The organism is Acinetobacter sp. UBA6720, assembly GCF_002454215.1.
Lineage (GTDB): Bacteria > Pseudomonadota > Gammaproteobacteria > Pseudomonadales > Moraxellaceae > Acinetobacter.
Map to the genome: position 1 here is coordinate 1 of NZ_DKIK01000122.1, position 17017 is coordinate 17017.

Consider the following 17017-nt stretch of genomic DNA (forward strand, 5'->3'; position numbering starts at 1 on the left):
AAAGCGTCGCTTTCTACTGACTCATTTATCTCTGCTGCATCGTTCCAGGAAACCACTCGCGTGTTAACTGAAGCGGCTGTAACAGGTAAAGAAGATGATTTACGTGGCTTGAAAGAGAACGTGGTTGTAGGTCGTTTGATTCCTGCAGGTACGGGTCTTGCGTATCACTTAGAGCGTCGTCGTCAAGAAGCTGAAGCTGCAGAGCATGAGCTTGTAAACGACTTCTCTGATGTGGATCAAGCATTAAGCCAAGCATTTAGCGATGAGTTTAACGGTCTGTAATTAGCCCTTTAAATGAATAAAAAGCCACCTTCGGGTGGCTTTTTTATGCGTGCTAAACAGCAATGCTATGCTTATTTTTTGAAGTAAGCGAGTTACGTTAATCACATTCAGTTAATGAGTTTGTATAAATTGATTCACCGCTTCGGTATATTTATAATTTTTTCCTAAAGAGTTATTGATTTCAGTATGTGAAAGCGGAATAGCGAGTAATTGTGCCTGAGTACCAACGCTTTGTGCTTGTTGAATGAATTGCTGTGCTTGAATACAGGGTTGGTCTGGACGAATTGTTGAACAAATAGCAAGAAATGCAGGTAAGCTTTGATGAATTTGTAAGACAGGAGAAAGCGCTTTCCAATTTGAGGGTTGAGTGCCGAAGGCTTGATCATAAAATCGAGCATGCCGAGTTTGCATGATCTTTTCGATATTGTAAGCGGCACTATCTAAAGCAATGGTGGTTCGCCAAGCTCGAGGTTGTGCTATTAACCAAGAGGGACGTGTGCTCAGTAGGCTCACTAAATGAGCGCCAGCCGAGTGTCCCATCAGCACAAGTTGTGTGGGGTCAGCATGCCAATCAGAGGCGTGGTTTTGAATATAAATTAATGCTGCTGCGACATCTTGGGTTTGTTGTTGTACTGTCGCCTCAGGAACTAAGCGATAATTGATTGAAATAAATATCCAACCTCGTTGTCCCCAATAATCCACTTTATTTTTGATCACCGCAGTATTATTTTTATCACCTATGCTCCAAGCACCGCCATGGACCATAACCATTAATGGTGCGTTTTTTTGATCTGCTAAAGGCTTAGATGGAAAATAAACATCCATCATTTGCTTAGCATGATGGCCATAAGCAACATTTTTGAGTGATTTTACTGTAGATGAGCTTTGATTATTGAGTACATCTGCATGTGCAGAAGGATTGAGGCAGAGTAACAGGAATATTGAAGTAACAAGTATTTTCATTATTTTTTCCTTTAAATTCAAAGGTTAAAATGAGTTAAGGATTCTTTCTACAATTTCTTGAATTAAAAGATTTAAGTTATTTACTCGAGGATCTCAAATGAACAAAGTGATATTTCATAGATCAAATGGTCTTTTTAGTTGGTTTGCATTATTACAAAAAAGAAAATAATGCACGGGGTGCAATTACATAATTTGATCATTTTGTGTAGAAAATAAGACTATGCTTTGATCATAGTGTAAAGGAGTTTTGAATATGAAAAAAATAATGGGTGTAGTCTCGACTTTGGTTTTATCAACACTGATGTTCACAGGCTGTGAAAATATGAGTCCTTCTGAGCAGCGTATTGGTACAGCTGCTTTAGGCGGTGCCGTGGGTGGTGCTGCGGGTAATAGTCTTGGTGGTGGTGTCGGTGCTGCGATTGGTGGTGGTGCAGGCGCAGCGGTGGGAAGTAAAACCCAAGGTGGCTCAAACCGTAATGCAACCTACAGTGGTGTTGGTGGTGCGATTGGTTCTGCTGTAGGTAAAAGCGTAATCGGTGGCAATACAGGGGCCGCGATTGGTGGCGCGATTGGTGGTGGCGCAGGTGCTGCAATTGAGGAGCGTAAATAATCTTTTCAGCAGAGCTCTATATAAAGGCACTTCATTGGGACGTGCTTTTTTATTGCTGAGCTGGTTTTGGTTTTTTACGACGGATATATAAGGTTTTCTCCACTTGTGCAATTCGGATACCCGCATCATCATAAATATTCAGCGTATAAATACGGTGGACAGGGGCATAATTTTCAGCAAGTTGTTTGATCGTTTCAATTTCTTGGGCATCGAGACGAAAGTCTGCGTAGACGGTACTACGCCCTGGGCTGAGAAATTGGATAGTGGCTGATTTGTCCCAAACAATATATTTAGTCCCAAGATGATACATCAGTAAAGTCATATAAAAAGGATCGACCATCGCATATAAACTCCCACCAAAATGTACACCGACAATATTGCGGTTTTGACGAGTGAGCGGCATTTTGACTCGGATGTGGTAGTTTTTAGGATCAAACTTCTCAATTTGAATACCTGCACCTTTAAAGGGGGCAAAATGGTTAAGAACGTATTTTGTGACAATCGGTGTTGTCACCAATTTTTTTAAAATGCTCATTTCGGTCAATGGTATCTGATGAACTTCTATCCATACTAGAGAAGATGGAAACAATTGGCATTGATCGTTTTGCCAGTGAAGGATAAAAAACAGTCAATAACAATAAGGAGCTAAATATGGAGCTGCAAAGTTACTGGGTACAGACCACAGACCAGCAGAGACTTTATGTGAAAACATGGGGCAATGCGCAGAATCCTGCCTTGGTCTTGGTGCATGGTTATCCAGACAATCAAGAGGTTTGGGAGCCTGTGATTGAGCATCTGGTGCAAGATTATTATATTGTCACTTATGACGTTCGTGGGGCTGGGATGTCCAGTGTTCCCCGTCGTACACGTGCTTATGCATTGCCTCAGCTGTCATTGGACTTAGAACGTGTGGTGAATAGTGTCATTCCAGAACGTAGTTTTCATTTGGTGGCGCATGACTGGGGTTCGATTCAGTCATGGGAGTCTGCGACTGAGCCAAAATTTAGAGAGCGTATGCTGTCATTTACCACCATTTCAGGCCCATGCTTAGACCATGCTGCATTTTGGATGCGGGAACAGTTTAAACAACACAAGCCTCAGTTTTTGAAGCAGTTGAGTAAGTCATGGTACATTGCGGCTTTTCAGTTGCCTTTTTTGGCACCGACTGTTTGGCAGTTTTTTAGCCCTGAGCATTGGGGTAAAGTTTTATCACGTTTAGAAGGGCGTTTAGACTTACCACTCAATCATCACATTGTGGCAGATGGTAAACATGGGGTTGCACTTTATCGAGCTAACTTCATTCCACGTCTGACCAAACCACGAGAACGCTTTGCCATTTGCCCCGTACAGGCGATTGTGTTGGAACAAGATCAGTTTGTGAGCCCTGCTTTAATTGATGAAATGCCGAAGTGGGCTGAGAATTTCCAACGGGTGAATGTGAATGCTAACCATTGGGCCATCTTGAGTCAGCCTGAAACGATTGCTGGCCTGATTAGCAAATTTGTGGGTAAAGCATAAATTTACCATGGGCTTGTTATAGGACTAAAACTGACTGATAACAAGCCTATCGAAGTGAAAAATCAGACCTTGGGGTTATATAATAGCTTTGGATAAAGCTGAGCAAATTACAGTTTCGACCAATTGAATCTGCTAAAATACCGTTTTTTTTATCATCTTAAGTTTTCCATGAATGCAGTAGTAATTGCGATTGCCGTGATGTTTATTTTGTCACTGGCACGAGTTTCTGTTGTTTTGACTTTGGTCATTTCAGCAATTATTGGTGGATTGGTTGCGGGGCTCAGTTTATCCGATACTGTAAGCGCATTTAATGCAGGTTTAGGTGATGGTGCTGAAGTGGCTTTAGCCTATGCGGTGCTTGGAGCATTTGCTTTGGCGCTGTCTAAATCAGGCTTACCTGATTTATTGGCGCATAAATTGATTGGTTTATTAGGAGTCGAAGTTTCACATCAACGTGCGCGTAAGGTGAAATACTTACTGTTGACGATTTTACTTGTTGCGGCCATTTGTTCACAAAACTTAATTCCAGTCCATATCGCATTTATTCCAGTATTGGTTCCACCACTTTTAAAAGTGATGAATCACTTGAACTTAGACCGTCGTGCGGCAGCCTGTGTACTGACTTTAGGCTTGGTCGGAACCTATATTTTCCTGCCCGTTGGTTTTGGTGCGATTTTCCTTGAACAAATTTTGATGGGCAATATCAACAAGATTGGTGCTGCATATAATTTGCATGTTGAACGTTGGATGATGCCTGTAGGAATGGCCATTCCTGTATTAGGGATGGTGATTGGTACTCTAGTGGCGGTATTCGTTAGCTATCGTAAACCGCGTCATTATATCGACCGTGAAGTGGTACGTGTGACCACGATTGACTTGGATAAACCGATCCGTGCAAGTGAAGTGAATTTGGCTCAAGATGCTGAAGAGCTCAAACGTGAAGCCGAAAATGTACCCGTGATTGCAAAGAAAACCATCTTCATGGCGCTTCTAGCGATTGTTCTAACCCTCATTGCGCAGTTGTATTCAGGCTCTATGATTTTAGGTGGCTTGGTTGGTTTTGCGGTGTTGTCTGGGGCGGGTATTTTTAAATGGCAAGAAGCGGATGATGTCTTTGTACAAGGCATGCGCATGATGGCCTTGGTTGGCTTCATCATGATTTCTGCGGCAGGTTTTGCCTCAGTGATGACCCATACGGGTGATATTAACCAACTGGTTAATGGCGTAGTACATGTGATTGGGGATAACCATGCTTTGGCTGCATTCCTCATGCTGTTCATTGGCTTATTTGTAACCATCGGGATTGGTTCATCGTTTTCCAGTGTTCCTGTCTTGGCCGTGATTTATGTACCGCTGTGTGTACAGTTTGGTTTTTCTCCTTTAGCGACTGTGGCGCTGATAGGTACCGCAGCAGCACTTGGCGATGCTGGTTCTCCAGCCTCAGACTCCACTTTGGGGCCGACTGCGGGTCTAGGGGTGGATGGTCAACATGATCATATTTGGGATACAGTCGTGCCGACCTTTATTCACTTTAATATTCCATTGCTGATTTTTGGTTGGATTGCTGCCATGGTGTTGTAATTTAAACCCAGATTATTTTAAAGGGCGATTTTAATGAATCGCCTTTTTTATTATCAAATCAGATTAAAATAATCAGGTTTATAATATTAATTCGTATTAAATGAGTCGGAATTTAAAATCAATATATTTTGATTTTTTATTGTTCTTCTAAAACCAACTAAAATGGTCTATTTAAAATAAAAATACAATAAAAACAAAATATTAAAACATGTATATAAAATACATTATTATTGTCATTGCATATTAAATTTACTCTTGTTTATGATTAATTAATGTTTATTTTTATATTAATTATTTTACAAACAGAGGTTGTTTGAAATGTTAAAGCAAATCGCTCTAATTACATTAATGGGTCTCTCTACATCTGCTGTAATGGCAGGTCAATGGCAAGTCAAAGTCGGTGGCTCTGCTATTGCGCCTACGCAGGATACAACAGTTGCCGCATTAGGGAATGCGAAAGTTGAAGCAGATAGTGAATTGGCGTTTACGCCATCGGTTGAATATTTCTTTAATGACAATATCTCTGCTGAGTTGCTATTGGCGACACCAGTTAGCCACGATGTACTTATTAATGGTACAGAAGCCGTAAAAATTAAACATTTACCCCCAACAGTAACAGCAAAGTATAACTTTAAGAACTCAACGGGTTTCACGCCTTATATTGGTGTCGGTGCAACTGCTTTTATTGCATGGGATGAAGAAGGTGTGAAAAGCGTAAAAGAGGATTTCGGTTATGCGGCACAAGTTGGTTTTAACTTCCAACCTGCTGATGCGAAAAACTGGGGTGTGTTTGCAGATGTCCGTTATGCAGATTTAAACCCCGAAGTAAATGTAGATGGTACAACGAAGTTTAAGTTAGATATCGACCCAGTGATTTATACGCTTGGTTATAGCTACAAATTTTAATAATCAAAAGTAGCTTTTTAAGAACCTCATCTATGATGGGGTTTTTTTATGCAACGACTAAAGTTGAATAGTGATGAAAGAGTAAATAACTCACCATCAGTCAGTATTAAAATAAAACCATAGATAAAATGTACTGAAGCAGAATAAGAGAGTCATAAGAAATGAAATATATGCGGTATCTAACCGTGCTCTGTGGCTTGACATGGAGTATCAATATTCAGGCAGCCAGTTTTAATTGCGATAAGGCACAAACGATAACCGAGCATGCGATTTGTGAACATCGTTCAGTCAATGATGCGGATGTCAAAATGGCAACCACCTATAACATTTTAAAACGTTTGGTTCCAATGGGGACGCGTGGCATGATTCAAGATGAGCAGATGAAATGGTTGAGCCTACGAGACCGCTGTGGCGCATCACAAAGTTGTTTAATGGATGTCTATAAAATGCGTCAGCAAAAGCTCGATCTTCTTTTAGATCGTATTTATCGTCAGGGGCCATTTTAAAAAATTGGAAAAAAAATACTGGTCGCTATTGAAAAACTCATTCCTCACTCCAATTCATTAAGCATTCTCGATAAGACTTAATATATTAAGGAGCGATTGATGAGCGAGCAAAACGCGCACAAACATAGTTTCCAAGCTGAAGTAGCACAGCTCTTACATTTGGTGACGCATTCACTATATTCCAATCCTGAAATTTTCCTGCGTGAGTTGATTTCAAATGCGTCCGATGCCTGCGACAAATTGCGCTTTGAAGGTATTAATCACCCTGAATATTATGAAAATGACCCTGACTTGCATGTACGCGTCAGCTTCGATGAAATCAATAAAACTCTCACCATTTCAGATAATGGGATCGGTTTAACGGAGCAAGAAGCGATTGAAAATCTAGGTACAATTGCCAAGTCTGGAACCAAAGACTTTATGTCGAAACTTACAGGTGATCAGAAATCAGATGCACAACTGATTGGTCAGTTTGGTGTAGGTTTCTACTCAGGCTTTATTGTGGCGGATAAAATTACTGTTGAATCACGCCGTGCGGGTGTGGATGCGGATCATGCTGTACGTTGGGTTAGTGCAGGTACAGGTGAGTTTGAAGTCGAGCAAATTCACAAAGATAGCCGTGGTACGGACATTATTTTACATCTGCGTGAAGATGCGTTGGATTATTTACAGTCTTATAAAGTCAAACAAATTATCAATAAATACTCGGATCACATTAGTCTGCCGATTGAGATGCAAAAAGAGGTTTGGCAGCAAGAAGAAGCTGTCGAAGGTGAAGAAGCAAAACCGGGTCAGTATGTGAAAACGGATGAGTGGGAAGCGATTAACTCAGCTAGCGCACTCTGGACACGCAATAAAAATGAAGTCACTGAAGAGCAGTACATCGACTTTTATAAGAACTTAAGTCATGACTTTGAAGCTCCGTTAGCGTGGGCGCATAATCGGGTTGAAGGTAGCACTGAATATACGCAACTGTTGTATGTACCCAGCAAAGCAGCAGCCAATATTTTTACTCGTGAAGCCAAAGCAGGAATTAAGCTCTATGTGAAACGTGTCTTTATTATGGATGATGCGGATAACTTGATTCCAAACTATTTGCGCTTTGTACAAGGTGTGGTGGACAGTGCAGACTTACCACTGAATGTGAGTCGTGAGCTGTTGCAAGAAAGCCGTGATGTAAAAACCATTCGAGAAGGCAATGCACGTCGTGTATTGACTATGCTGGATGGTTTAGCGAAATCGGAAGATGAAACAGATCAAGAGAAGTTTAAAACTTTCTATAGTGAATTTGGTTCAGTGTTGAAAGAAGGCTTGGGCGAAGACTTTGGTAACCGTGAGCGTATTTTAAAATTACTCCGCTTCCCAACTTCAAACAATGATGCGGTGACCACATCATTGGCGGACTATAAGGCACGTATGCAAGACGGGCAAAAAGCCATTTACTATGTGACCGCAGACAGTCTTAATGCCGCGAAGAACTCACCACAACTGGAGTTATTCAAGAAAAAAGGCATTGAAGTTCTGCTTATGGCAGACCGTGTCGATGAATGGGCAATGGAGTTTGTCCATGAGTTTGATGGTACACCACTGCAAAACGTGGCGAAAGGCGCTGTTGATCTAGGTGATTTACAAGATGCTGAAGAGAAAAAAGCACTTGAAGCAGCGGCAGAACAATTCAAGCCTGTGGTTGAAAAACTGTCTGATTCATTGAAAACCAAGACCAAAGAAGTACGTGTGACTACACGTCTGGTCGATTCACCTGCTTGTTTGGTCACTGGTGAGGGGGAGCTTTCACCACAACTGATTCGTATGTTGAAACAAGCAGGACAGGCTGTACCTGAGTCTAAACCGATTTTAGAGATCAATCCTGAACATCCGCTAGTGAAAAAGTTGGAAGGCTCGACACAGTTTGATGATTTAGCCAATGTGATTTTTGATCAAGCCGTGATTGCAGAAGGCGGCTTACCAGATGACCCTGCTGAATATATCAAACGGATTAACAGTTTATTGCTTCAGTAAAGCATGACATGTTTTAAAAAAAGCCTATCTCTAAGATAGGCTTTTTTATGTCAATGAATCGAATATAGAGACTTCAAGGCATTCTGAACTCGACTCAATCTGTGGGAAATCACGTGGTGTGGGTATCCGTGGATAAGTTTGGACTTATCCACAGTTGTGTTTAAAGATTCAGCATTAGACTAAAAAAGTGCCTCAAAACGAACTAAGGCACTGAGGTAATGACTTCGGTCTTCACGTTTATCATTAAAGTAGTTTAAATCGCCTTGGATATAAAACCATTCACGTAAGAACGGTTGGCGCCATGATACAAAAGGCCCCCATCTATTCAACCTTAAGTCATCGTCATTATAGTATCCACCTGTGTAGAGACCGTAGTTAAAACGATTACCATGAAAGAATTGATGCTGTCTAAAGCTATAGTTGTCCCAAGTGAGGTCATCATCCTGCTCATCTGCATAGGTCAGGCTAAATTGGTTGGATAAAAAAGCCTGATTTGGGCGGGCATGCGTCAACTCTAAGTTCGTTCTTAAATAATTTTCACTGTCGATGCCATAGCGGTAAATTTGTTCTGTATAGGCACGGAAATCATTGTCCAGTTTCCATTCCTTAGAGAGTTCAACACGTGCATAAATATCATCGCCTGAACGTACCCCTAAGTCGAAATCAGTGTCAAAAGGCAAACGATCTGACAGTTGAGACCACCTTAAAGCAAGTGAGCTATTGGCATCACGGGTTTGTCGACGGTCGAAGGATTTATCGTTGTCTGCACTTGGTGGGTTTTCATTGGTAATCGCCACATTGTTTTGCAGTTCGTTATCCAGAGAGTCATCTCCAAACACCACACTCAGTTTATTTTCTAAAGTGGGAAGTTTGATTCGTCCTCGAATACGTGGTTTTACATCGTATTCATCATGTTTATTCCAGCGGTTATCGACCAAAATCCGTAGAGTTGCTGTGGCTGGTTTATTGGGATCCGTGTCTCCAAACCAGTCATCAATTTGGGTTGCAGTTTTATCTGCCCAATTCCGAACGCCTTTTTGTTGGCGGTCAACCCAAGTTCGCTCTTCAGTCACGTCGGTGGTGGGCACAATTACTTCGTCAGACTCTTCGGGTAAGAGCGTTGGAAGTGAATCAATCCACTGTGGAATTTGATATAAAAGTCCACTCCCTTTGGGAGGAGACGCAATTTGGTCAATTTCAGCCACATCATGAGGTGGCACGAAATGTTGGGTGCTATCTGTATTGCTTTCCGCCCAAGCCACGTTGACGCATGTACCTAAACTTAGGCAGAAAAATAAAGAGATGGGACTAACATGTCGAGTTCTTTGCATGCTTTCATACTTTATTGTTCTTCGATGTTTTAGTGTTGTAAATTTCACGTAAGAACACAAGTAGAAAATACAAAACTCTACAACTCGTTGGTGAGTTGTTTTTGAATAGAATCAAATAATTGAAATACCGTAATCGGCTCAGCTAAAGTCGAAATTGTATTTTGAATCAGTTGCCAACTGACCCCGTGCTGGCGGTCTAAGACTAAACAAGGGTAGGCGATCTCAGTGCGTGAGAGCTCGACACGTCTTTGGCCATGTATGACCCGAATTTTTTGTCGTTCTTTAAGTACTAAAATAGGGGTATTGAGGTCTGCAGTGCTTTCTTCAAACTGAATAAATTTACGACTATTCAGCAGATCCGCCAAAATAAAGGGATGATAATTTTCGATATGCCAGACCAGTTTGGCTTGCTGGGTATACACTTGAAAAATAGAAAATACATCATGTACATGACTCTGTAATTTCTCCCACTCAATTTCACGGATGGCTGCCAATTGATGATGATTGCTTTGTGCAAATTGTTGGCTCAGGCGAACGGCTTGAGCAGAACTATCAGCACCGAATAGCGCCAAATACTTAATAAAATGTCCCTGTAGACTGGTTTGTTCAGCCAGATAAATCGGATAGTCAGACCAATGATCCAGTTGGTCAGAGTAGAGGAGCAAGTCGACATTTGGGCTGATATCAGTCTGCACCGAAATGTCTAGACGATATAGTTTTGGGTCTAAGTCGGTCTGATCTAATTCAAGCAATTGCGCTTGATACTGACCAAGATGGATCTGTGTAGGCAGTATACCTGGCGATGCTGTTGATGATATTTCAGAGTTTAGAAGGTGTTTAGATGAGTCCACATTTGGCTCAGGCACAATAGTTGGCACATCGAGTCGAGCTGATGTAGCTAAGGGCTTAATAGAGGGGCTCTGAGGCTCCTGAGACTGTGTTACAGATATATCGACTGTTGACGAATCTAAAAGCTCAATATCAGAAAACACAAAAGATTTAGAAATAGCTGCGTGTTCAAGATCTACCACATGATTTGTTGTGTTAGATGCTATTGCAACGGGCGTTATAAAGGGATTAACTTCTGCAACTTCTGCAACTTCTGCAACTTCTGCAACTTCTGCAACTTCTGCAACTTCTGCAACTTCTGCAACTTCTGCAACTTCTGCAACTTCTGTGGTCGAAATAAAACTCTTCGGCACTTCAGTACTGTGTGTACTCAGCGTCGTTGGAACAGGCTCCATCATATTCAATTGCTGATCGACTGGTGAATGATCAATCAACCATTGGTAAACCTCTTTAAACTTTGAAAACCAAGGGCTGTTATACACATGAGTTGAAGCATCTTGAAAGCTAATTTGCCAACCTAAACCCGATTTATATAAAACGCCCCATGCAAAATGTTGTTGCTGTTTTAAAGCACTGCTAAGGGCAGATTCATACTGAAAAAGACCAACATATAAATGTCGATATGGGCTCTGCTGTAACCAGTGTTCGGCCGTAGCTTGAGGTTGAGTGAGGGCTTTATAGGCTTCGAGTTGTTTGTGAAAAATGGGTTCATCACAACGGGCAAAGATTTCACGAATGCGTTTTTTTGAGCGTGCAATTTCAAAAAAAGACAAATGCTGATGTTCCAAACCGTCAATCAATTGATGCAGTTCTTTGATCAGCAGTGCTTTTTCGATTGCTTTCATGTGCTGAGCTCTAAAGTTGTTTTTGTGCTTGTTCCAAATAACTTGCTAAAATCATATTGAGTGCAAGTTCAAGTAATTTATATTCGGCTGAATTTGGTTGTGTGTACTGCTTTGCTAAAGCAATCAATTGATCTGGATCAATAGTTTGTGGAGAAATACGACCTTGAATTAAAGCTTGTAAATTTTGCATAGGCATATGGTCTAAGAAGGCATTTAGTTTTGGTTTTACGGTTTAGTATTCTTTTTGATCATAATTAGAAAATCTTAAATAGGCAAAAACTATTGCATATCCTATACGAGAAAAATGTTGTAAAAAATGTAAATAGCTTCGATTAAAACACAGATCATTCTAAATATTTTTGATCTAGATGCTAAATATTTGAAAATTTTTGTCAGTTATTAACCTTTTTAGGCAAAAAAATAGGCAATATAAATTGCCTATTTTTTATTTAATTTTACAAGAATTAAGCTTCTTGATGGAGTGCTTCGGCAGTTGCATCAGCAGTTGCCGTTTGTGCTTTTACTGGTTTTTTTACAGGAAAGCTTGGGGTATAAACTACTTGTGCAGATACAGTTGCAGAAAGAGTGATTACAGCAACAGCCAAAGTATACTTAAGAGCGTTCATGATATTTCCTCTATGGAAAAGGAAGTCTCGAAAGAGACTGGGAGGTTAAAAAAAGATAAATTTCGCATGAATAATATCAAAATATGAACAGTTTTAGCGGAGCTAAAGTTTGAAAAAAGATGAATGGTGAGTTTATTTATCATTAAAAAACAATGTATTAGAATAAATGCTCTAGTCGGTTTTTGAGTTTTTGCTCTATCGCTAAGCTATTTAAATTAAAAGTGAAAATCTAAATTTTCAAATTGAGTACGGGCATGCGTGATGTGCTCTTTTTTGCTCAAAATCACAGCGGAAAGACCCTTGAACTACATGATTGTTTGATTAAATAATCATCAATAGGTGGAAAACCTATTGTGTGCACTACGTAAGTTTTTGCTGTGGAATGTTTAATCAATCCAATCTTGCATAAAAAATCACCTATGATGGAAAACCAAAACAAAAAAATCAGAGGATGAACCCATGGCCATTGCAAAAGTGGTCGAAGTCAATTCGAGCAGCGTAAAGAGTTTTGAAGATGCCATCCAAACAGGTATCGCCAAAGTCACTGAGACGGTAAAGAATGTGCAGGGTGCTTGGATTAATGAGCAGAAAGTGGTGGTGAAGGACAATAAAATTGTAGAGTATCGGGTCAATCTTAAAATTAGTTTCTTGGTCGATTAAAACCACAGCGAACCGCATTAAGCTATAAAAAATCCCCAAAGTATGGGGATTTTTTGATTTTAACTATAGGCGCTTTTAAAACATCGCTACAGGGCTTGAATTATGGTTTGGGTGTTTCACACGAGTCGTCTGTACACTGTGCTGCTTGCTCTTGTTGTTCAGCAGGTGCTTGCGCTTTTTCTAAGACTTGTAGAAATACTTCACGGGGTTGAGCGCCTGCTAAAGCGACACGTTGATCGAATACAAAAAACGGAACGCCCGTCACTTTGAGTTGTTCACGTGCTACTTCTTGGTCAAATTTAACGAAATCTGCATATTCGTCAGAATCCAGCACATCATCCACTTCAACAGGGCTTAAGCCAATTCGGGATGCGACATCTTCAATGGTTTCACGTTCGCCAATTGGGAGACCTTGTGTCATATAACTATAGAAAAAGGCTTCCTCTGCTTCATTGCCCAAGCCACGACTTTGTGCCAAGTGAATAATACGGTGGGCGTTAAAGGTATTGCCTGAGTTAGCGTTTTCCCAGTTAAATTCAATTCCTTCTTCGGCAGCCATCGCTGCAATATTTCGCTGCATTTCTTCAACTTCAGCAACAGTACGACCATATTTTTGTGCAAGACGTTCTGAGTTTGATATTTCTTGACGTGTTGGCGCTTCAGGGTCGAGTTCAAAACTATGCCAGTGGACTTCTAGTTCAACACCTGCTTGTTCAGCTGCAGCTTCTAAGCGTTTTTTGCCAATATAGCAAAAGGGGCAAACAACATCTGACCAAATATCTACACGCATGGAATTTCTCAAAATAGTAAAAAGCAATTAAAAAAATGATGGGGGTGAGTTCTAAAATTTAAAGCAAAACACATGAAAAAAGCCAGCAGATGTTCGCAGCTATATTATAAGGACAATGTTGAGTTGTACCGTTTATCTGACAACGCTGCTGCATAATGGACGAAAAATATACAATAGAGGTGCTGGTGATGCTATGACATCTGCCTTTTTATATCTCTTATTTTTTGGGATTGTTTTATGAAATTTTTACATTCTCTTCCTATCGTTTGTTGTGCTTTTATTTTTATGCCGACTGTGGCTAAAGCTAATGGTGATATTGTTAGCCTTCCTACCTTTAAGACTATGGCAGAATCAGAACTTCGTGCCGAAACGGGTGTCATTCCGTACCAACAAGACGAAAATATTCGTAAAGCTTTACAGCATCGGATCATCCAATTACAGGGTGATGCACAATCTTTTGTGGTCGATCCGACCATCACTCAAAATGTGGATATTTTACCACCCGCAGTTACCGCAGATTTGAACTCTGTACCTCCGCTATTACGTGAGCATGTTTTGAATATTGCTGCAGGTTTACAGTCCTCCAACCCGACTGAAGGTTTATATATTATGTTGCAGCCGTTTGGTATTGACCGCAATGCAACCAATGTACAAACAGCCCGCGAGCAAATTTCGATTGGGCAAATTGACCATAACTTTATGCAAGGGATTCAACAGAATATCCAGCAACAGAGAATAACCCCAGCCAAGTAATGGCTTCTTCATTTATTGATCGCTCATACACTCCTTTTTAACTCGTGGAGGATATGAGCGATGTGCTCTGAAAAGTTTGATAAAATGTTTAAATATTGATCATACTTCGATATTTGCTATGATAAAAAGAAATGAAGAGGAAGCTGAACATGCGACGTATCGTGTTGATTTTAGTTCTTGCGACCAGTGCTATTTTCGGTTGGATGTATTATCAGTATTCTCAACAACAAAAAGAACAGCAGCAACTACAAAGCTATGAAACGGTACTATATGAAAAGACCGAACAAATTTACAAGCAAGCCCAAGACTGGACCACACCAATTCAAGTCGATGTAAAAGACCCACGTCTGACAGGCGACTACAAAATTATGGCTGAGTTTGTGCTGAGTCATATGTTGCAAAATGCCGAAGCGCGTAATCAATATCTACGTGATTTAAAAGCCTTGAATTGGGATCAATTCTTAAATATTGACCGATTAAGCAAAGACAAAAACAACAATTATGCTGAAACGGAACAAATGCTGAAAGACGTACATACCGTTGTCGATAGCTATGCCCAGCAGGTCGAGCAACGTCAGAAACAGGCGATTGATCAAGCCAAGGATTTACCGATCTCTTCTCGGTTTCGTCATCAGTTAACAGACAGTATGCAAGCCAGTGACAAGAGCCAAGAAGCGATGCGTTTGTTTAAGCTGGAACAGCAGAATTTAGCCAAGGCAGATCAAATCTTCTTGGTGCTCAAAAACAATCAATGGGAAAAGAAAAACAACACCTTTATGTTTTATGAAGATATACCACTTCAACAGTTTAATGCACTGTATAAAGAGATTTTAGCCTTAAATAGTCAAATGCAGCGGGTAGAGAAACAAACCCAAAAAGAGGTAGAACAAAAGTTATAACCAAATACAAAGATGACAGTTTTGTAAGCAGACTGTCATCTGCTGTTCAAAATAGCTTGCTAGATTAAAAGCATCACAAAGATGACGACTTTTCAGTGTAGGCAGGTGAGTCATGAGAACCATACACGTTTTTGCTGATATTCAGCATGTGTATAGTGAGTTTGTAGAAAATAAAAACTATCCAAAATTAGAAAGCTTAAGCAACTGGGGAAAGAATCGTTTCTTCTTTAACCAATATTTTGAAATGATCGAAGACTGGCACCATACTGAACAGATCGTGATTCAATTCAATCAACAGTACTTTAGTTTAGACACAGGCAATGCCCCTGACTTTATGGACAAAGAAAAGTATATGGCGTGGTTGATGGGCGAGCTTTTAATTTAAATCTATCCTAAAACTACACAGCGCCTAATTCGTTCTCAGCGCTGTGCCTTTATTGGATTAATCAAAGATTTTATCGGCCGCTTGGAACGGTAGGCTGACCACATCAATTGCCACGGCAAAAGGCAACAGCACTAACTTTTCAAAAGGATTCATGCCTGACTTGGATTTATAACTTTCCTCTTGATGGGTATAAATACTCACCTGATAAGTCTTACTCAAAGCTTTTAAAGAGGCTAAATTGTTCGCGGCAGGGTAGACGACACCTGCTAGTTTGATCTCAAAACAGAAACGCTGTGCCAACATGCGTTCATCACTGGAACTCGAACATTCCTTTGCCCCATTTTCAATAAAAAATTCTAGATCTTTCTTGCTGATGTCTTCTTTGAGTTTCACATAAGACAATGGCAGTGTCCCTGTAAAATGACCATCATTCTTTTCTGAGTAGAAGTTTAGTTCTCGGGTGACTTGAATATTTTTCGGGTCCAATTTGCCAATCAAACTGACAAATTGAGGCCCGCCTTGGGTCAATACATAACTTTTTTGTTGCCCTGCAATCACTAAACTATGCGCAGGTAAATTTGGCAGAAGCTGAGCAGGTTTGCCAAAAGCGACCACTTGGTCTTCGATCAAGGTTACTTTGTTGGTACGGGTATAGGTTTTATTGTCTTTGGTCATTAGGGTTTTAGTAGCACAGCCTGTGAATAATGTTCCTATGACGCCTAAACAGATGACGGTTCTTAAAGGTGATGCAAACATCGTTAGACTCCAAATCATTTGAAATATAGTTAAGCTGAATTTTTATTGTCTTTAAGACTATCATTAAAATGGGTAAAAAGGCGTCAAAGCCAAAAAATTGAAGTAATGTAAATTTTATAAGTCGCTCAATGCAGTGGAGTGATCGCTTTTATTTCTTATCCACTGGTAGTTTCTAGTTACTGAATGAATGTTCATTTGAGTCTGAACTGGCTATGATCATACAAGCGTTCGATAAAAACGATGGACTAGCGAATACGTCATAACAAGGTGGGAAATCGGCTGATGCAAAACTTGATTTGTTATAAAGAACTGCCTGTGTGGACTGCGCAGACCATTCCGCAAGGGTTTAAAAATCAGCACAATACCAAAGCGGGCACGTGGGCCAAGTTACAGATTTATCAAGGAGAGCTAAGCTTTGCTTTTTTAGATGAGACAGGTCAAGTGCAATCTGAACATCTGTTTACCCCTGAGCAACAGCCACCATTTATTCAGCCTCAAGCATGGCACAAGATTGTTTCGAGCAGTGATGATATAAAGTGTCAGCTACAATTTTACTGTACTCCGCAGGATTATTTTTATAAGAAATATCAGCTTTCACCTACGCATTCAGAAATTTTGACGGCTACGCCGTATTTACGCGGTGGTCGGGCTTTGGATGTTGGCTGTGGGCAGGGGCGAAATTCGCTGTACTTAAATCAGCAGGGTTTTGAGGTAGATGCTTGGGATGTGAATCCGCAA

20 protein-coding genes are annotated in these 17017 nt (G+C 40.5%); 12 read left to right on the forward strand and 8 right to left on the reverse strand.

Annotated elements, in window-relative coordinates:
• Positions 1 to 282, forward strand: a 282-nt coding sequence (locus B4F08_RS10555) for a hypothetical protein (RefSeq protein ID WP_291374335.1), incomplete at its 5' end; no start/stop codon positions are given.
• A gap of 111 nt (positions 283 to 393) precedes the next feature.
• Here B4F08_RS10555 and B4F08_RS10560 read toward each other — a convergent pair.
• Positions 394 to 1245 (reverse strand): alpha/beta hydrolase, encoded by an 852-nt coding sequence (locus B4F08_RS10560; protein ID WP_291374336.1) that lies wholly within the window; start codon positions 1243 to 1245, stop codon positions 394 to 396.
• Between the two features lie 253 nt (positions 1246 to 1498).
• Between B4F08_RS10560 and B4F08_RS10565 the strand changes: the two genes are divergently transcribed.
• Positions 1499 to 1855 (forward strand): DNA transfer protein p32, encoded by a 357-nt coding sequence (locus tag B4F08_RS10565; protein WP_086209736.1) that lies wholly within the window; start codon positions 1499 to 1501, stop codon positions 1853 to 1855.
• A gap of 49 nt (positions 1856 to 1904) precedes the next feature.
• On the opposite strand, the gene B4F08_RS10570 is transcribed toward B4F08_RS10565, so the two are convergent.
• A complete protein-coding gene (locus B4F08_RS10570; protein ID WP_291374337.1) occupies positions 1905 to 2390 on the reverse strand; it encodes a DUF4442 domain-containing protein in 486 nt (161 codons plus the stop codon).
• Between the two features lie 116 nt (positions 2391 to 2506).
• On the opposite strand from B4F08_RS10570, the gene B4F08_RS10575 reads away from it, so the two are divergent.
• The 5 genes from B4F08_RS10575 (at position 2507) to htpG (ending at position 8385) form a co-directional block, all read left to right on the forward strand.
• The gene (locus B4F08_RS10575; RefSeq protein ID WP_291374338.1) at positions 2507 to 3373 is read left to right on the forward strand and encodes an alpha/beta fold hydrolase; all 867 of its coding nucleotides are present in this window, start codon (positions 2507 to 2509) and stop codon (positions 3371 to 3373) included.
• Between the two features lie 168 nt (positions 3374 to 3541).
• Positions 3542 to 4954 carry a Na+/H+ antiporter family protein gene (locus B4F08_RS10580; protein WP_110975669.1) on the forward strand — a complete coding sequence of 471 codons (1413 nt, stop codon included), beginning with the start codon at positions 3542 to 3544 and terminating at the stop codon, positions 4952 to 4954.
• Positions 4955 to 5272: 318 nt separating this feature from the next.
• Positions 5273 to 5860, forward strand: a complete 588-nt coding sequence (locus B4F08_RS10585) for an OmpW/AlkL family protein (protein ID WP_291374339.1) — start codon at positions 5273 to 5275, stop codon at positions 5858 to 5860.
• A gap of 161 nt (positions 5861 to 6021) precedes the next feature.
• Positions 6022 to 6366 (forward strand): lysozyme inhibitor LprI family protein, encoded by a 345-nt coding sequence (locus tag B4F08_RS10590; RefSeq protein ID WP_119064199.1) that lies wholly within the window; start codon positions 6022 to 6024, stop codon positions 6364 to 6366.
• 99 nt (positions 6367 to 6465) lie between these two features.
• Positions 6466 to 8385, forward strand: a complete 1920-nt coding sequence (htpG, locus tag B4F08_RS10595) for a molecular chaperone HtpG (protein ID WP_291374340.1) — start codon at positions 6466 to 6468, stop codon at positions 8383 to 8385.
• Positions 8386 to 8564: 179 nt separating this feature from the next.
• Here htpG and B4F08_RS10600 read toward each other — a convergent pair whose 3' ends face one another.
• From B4F08_RS10600 to B4F08_RS10615, 4 genes are all read right to left on the reverse strand, one after another.
• A complete protein-coding gene (locus B4F08_RS10600; protein WP_291374341.1) occupies positions 8565 to 9716 on the reverse strand; it encodes a hypothetical protein in 1152 nt (383 codons plus the stop codon).
• A 77-nt stretch (positions 9717 to 9793) separates the two neighbouring features.
• Positions 9794 to 11410 carry a hypothetical protein gene (locus tag B4F08_RS10605; protein ID WP_291374342.1) on the reverse strand — a complete coding sequence of 539 codons (1617 nt, stop codon included), beginning with the start codon at positions 11408 to 11410 and terminating at the stop codon, positions 9794 to 9796.
• A gap of 10 nt (positions 11411 to 11420) precedes the next feature.
• The gene (locus B4F08_RS10610) at positions 11421 to 11600 is read right to left on the reverse strand and encodes a hypothetical protein (RefSeq protein WP_291374343.1); all 180 of its coding nucleotides are present in this window, start codon (positions 11598 to 11600) and stop codon (positions 11421 to 11423) included.
• A 274-nt stretch (positions 11601 to 11874) separates the two neighbouring features.
• Positions 11875 to 12036, reverse strand: coding sequence for a hypothetical protein (locus B4F08_RS10615; protein WP_291374344.1), 162 nt, complete (start codon positions 12034 to 12036; stop codon positions 11875 to 11877).
• A 459-nt stretch (positions 12037 to 12495) separates the two neighbouring features.
• Here B4F08_RS10615 and B4F08_RS10620 point away from each other — a divergent pair, with 459 nt between their 5' ends.
• Positions 12496 to 12696: a dodecin family protein gene (locus B4F08_RS10620; RefSeq protein ID WP_086209726.1), complete on the forward strand. Its 201-nt coding sequence runs from the start codon at positions 12496 to 12498 to the stop codon at positions 12694 to 12696.
• 100 nt (positions 12697 to 12796) lie between these two features.
• Here B4F08_RS10620 and B4F08_RS10625 read toward each other — a convergent pair whose 3' ends face one another.
• Entirely contained in the window at positions 12797 to 13486 is a 690-nt protein-coding gene (locus tag B4F08_RS10625) for a DsbA family oxidoreductase (RefSeq protein WP_086209725.1), read from the reverse strand.
• 237 nt (positions 13487 to 13723) lie between these two features.
• Between B4F08_RS10625 and B4F08_RS10630 the strand changes: the two genes are divergently transcribed.
• The 3 genes from B4F08_RS10630 to B4F08_RS10640 all read left to right on the forward strand — a co-directional run bounded on the left by B4F08_RS10630 (position 13724) and on the right by B4F08_RS10640 (position 15523).
• The gene (locus tag B4F08_RS10630) at positions 13724 to 14239 is read left to right on the forward strand and encodes a hypothetical protein (protein WP_086209724.1); all 516 of its coding nucleotides are present in this window, start codon (positions 13724 to 13726) and stop codon (positions 14237 to 14239) included.
• A gap of 149 nt (positions 14240 to 14388) precedes the next feature.
• Entirely contained in the window at positions 14389 to 15138 is a 750-nt protein-coding gene (locus B4F08_RS10635; protein WP_291374345.1) for a hypothetical protein, read from the forward strand.
• Between the two features lie 112 nt (positions 15139 to 15250).
• Positions 15251 to 15523 (forward strand): hypothetical protein, encoded by a 273-nt coding sequence (locus tag B4F08_RS10640; RefSeq protein ID WP_110975677.1) that lies wholly within the window; start codon positions 15251 to 15253, stop codon positions 15521 to 15523.
• 57 nt (positions 15524 to 15580) lie between these two features.
• Here the strand turns inward: B4F08_RS10640 and B4F08_RS10645 are convergent, their stop codons facing one another.
• The gene (locus B4F08_RS10645) at positions 15581 to 16279 is read right to left on the reverse strand and encodes a hypothetical protein (protein WP_291374346.1); all 699 of its coding nucleotides are present in this window, start codon (positions 16277 to 16279) and stop codon (positions 15581 to 15583) included.
• 282 nt (positions 16280 to 16561) lie between these two features.
• Here B4F08_RS10645 and B4F08_RS10650 point away from each other — a divergent pair.
• On the forward strand, positions 16562 to 17017 hold a 456-nt coding region (locus tag B4F08_RS10650), incomplete at its 3' end, for a DUF1971 domain-containing protein (RefSeq protein WP_291374347.1).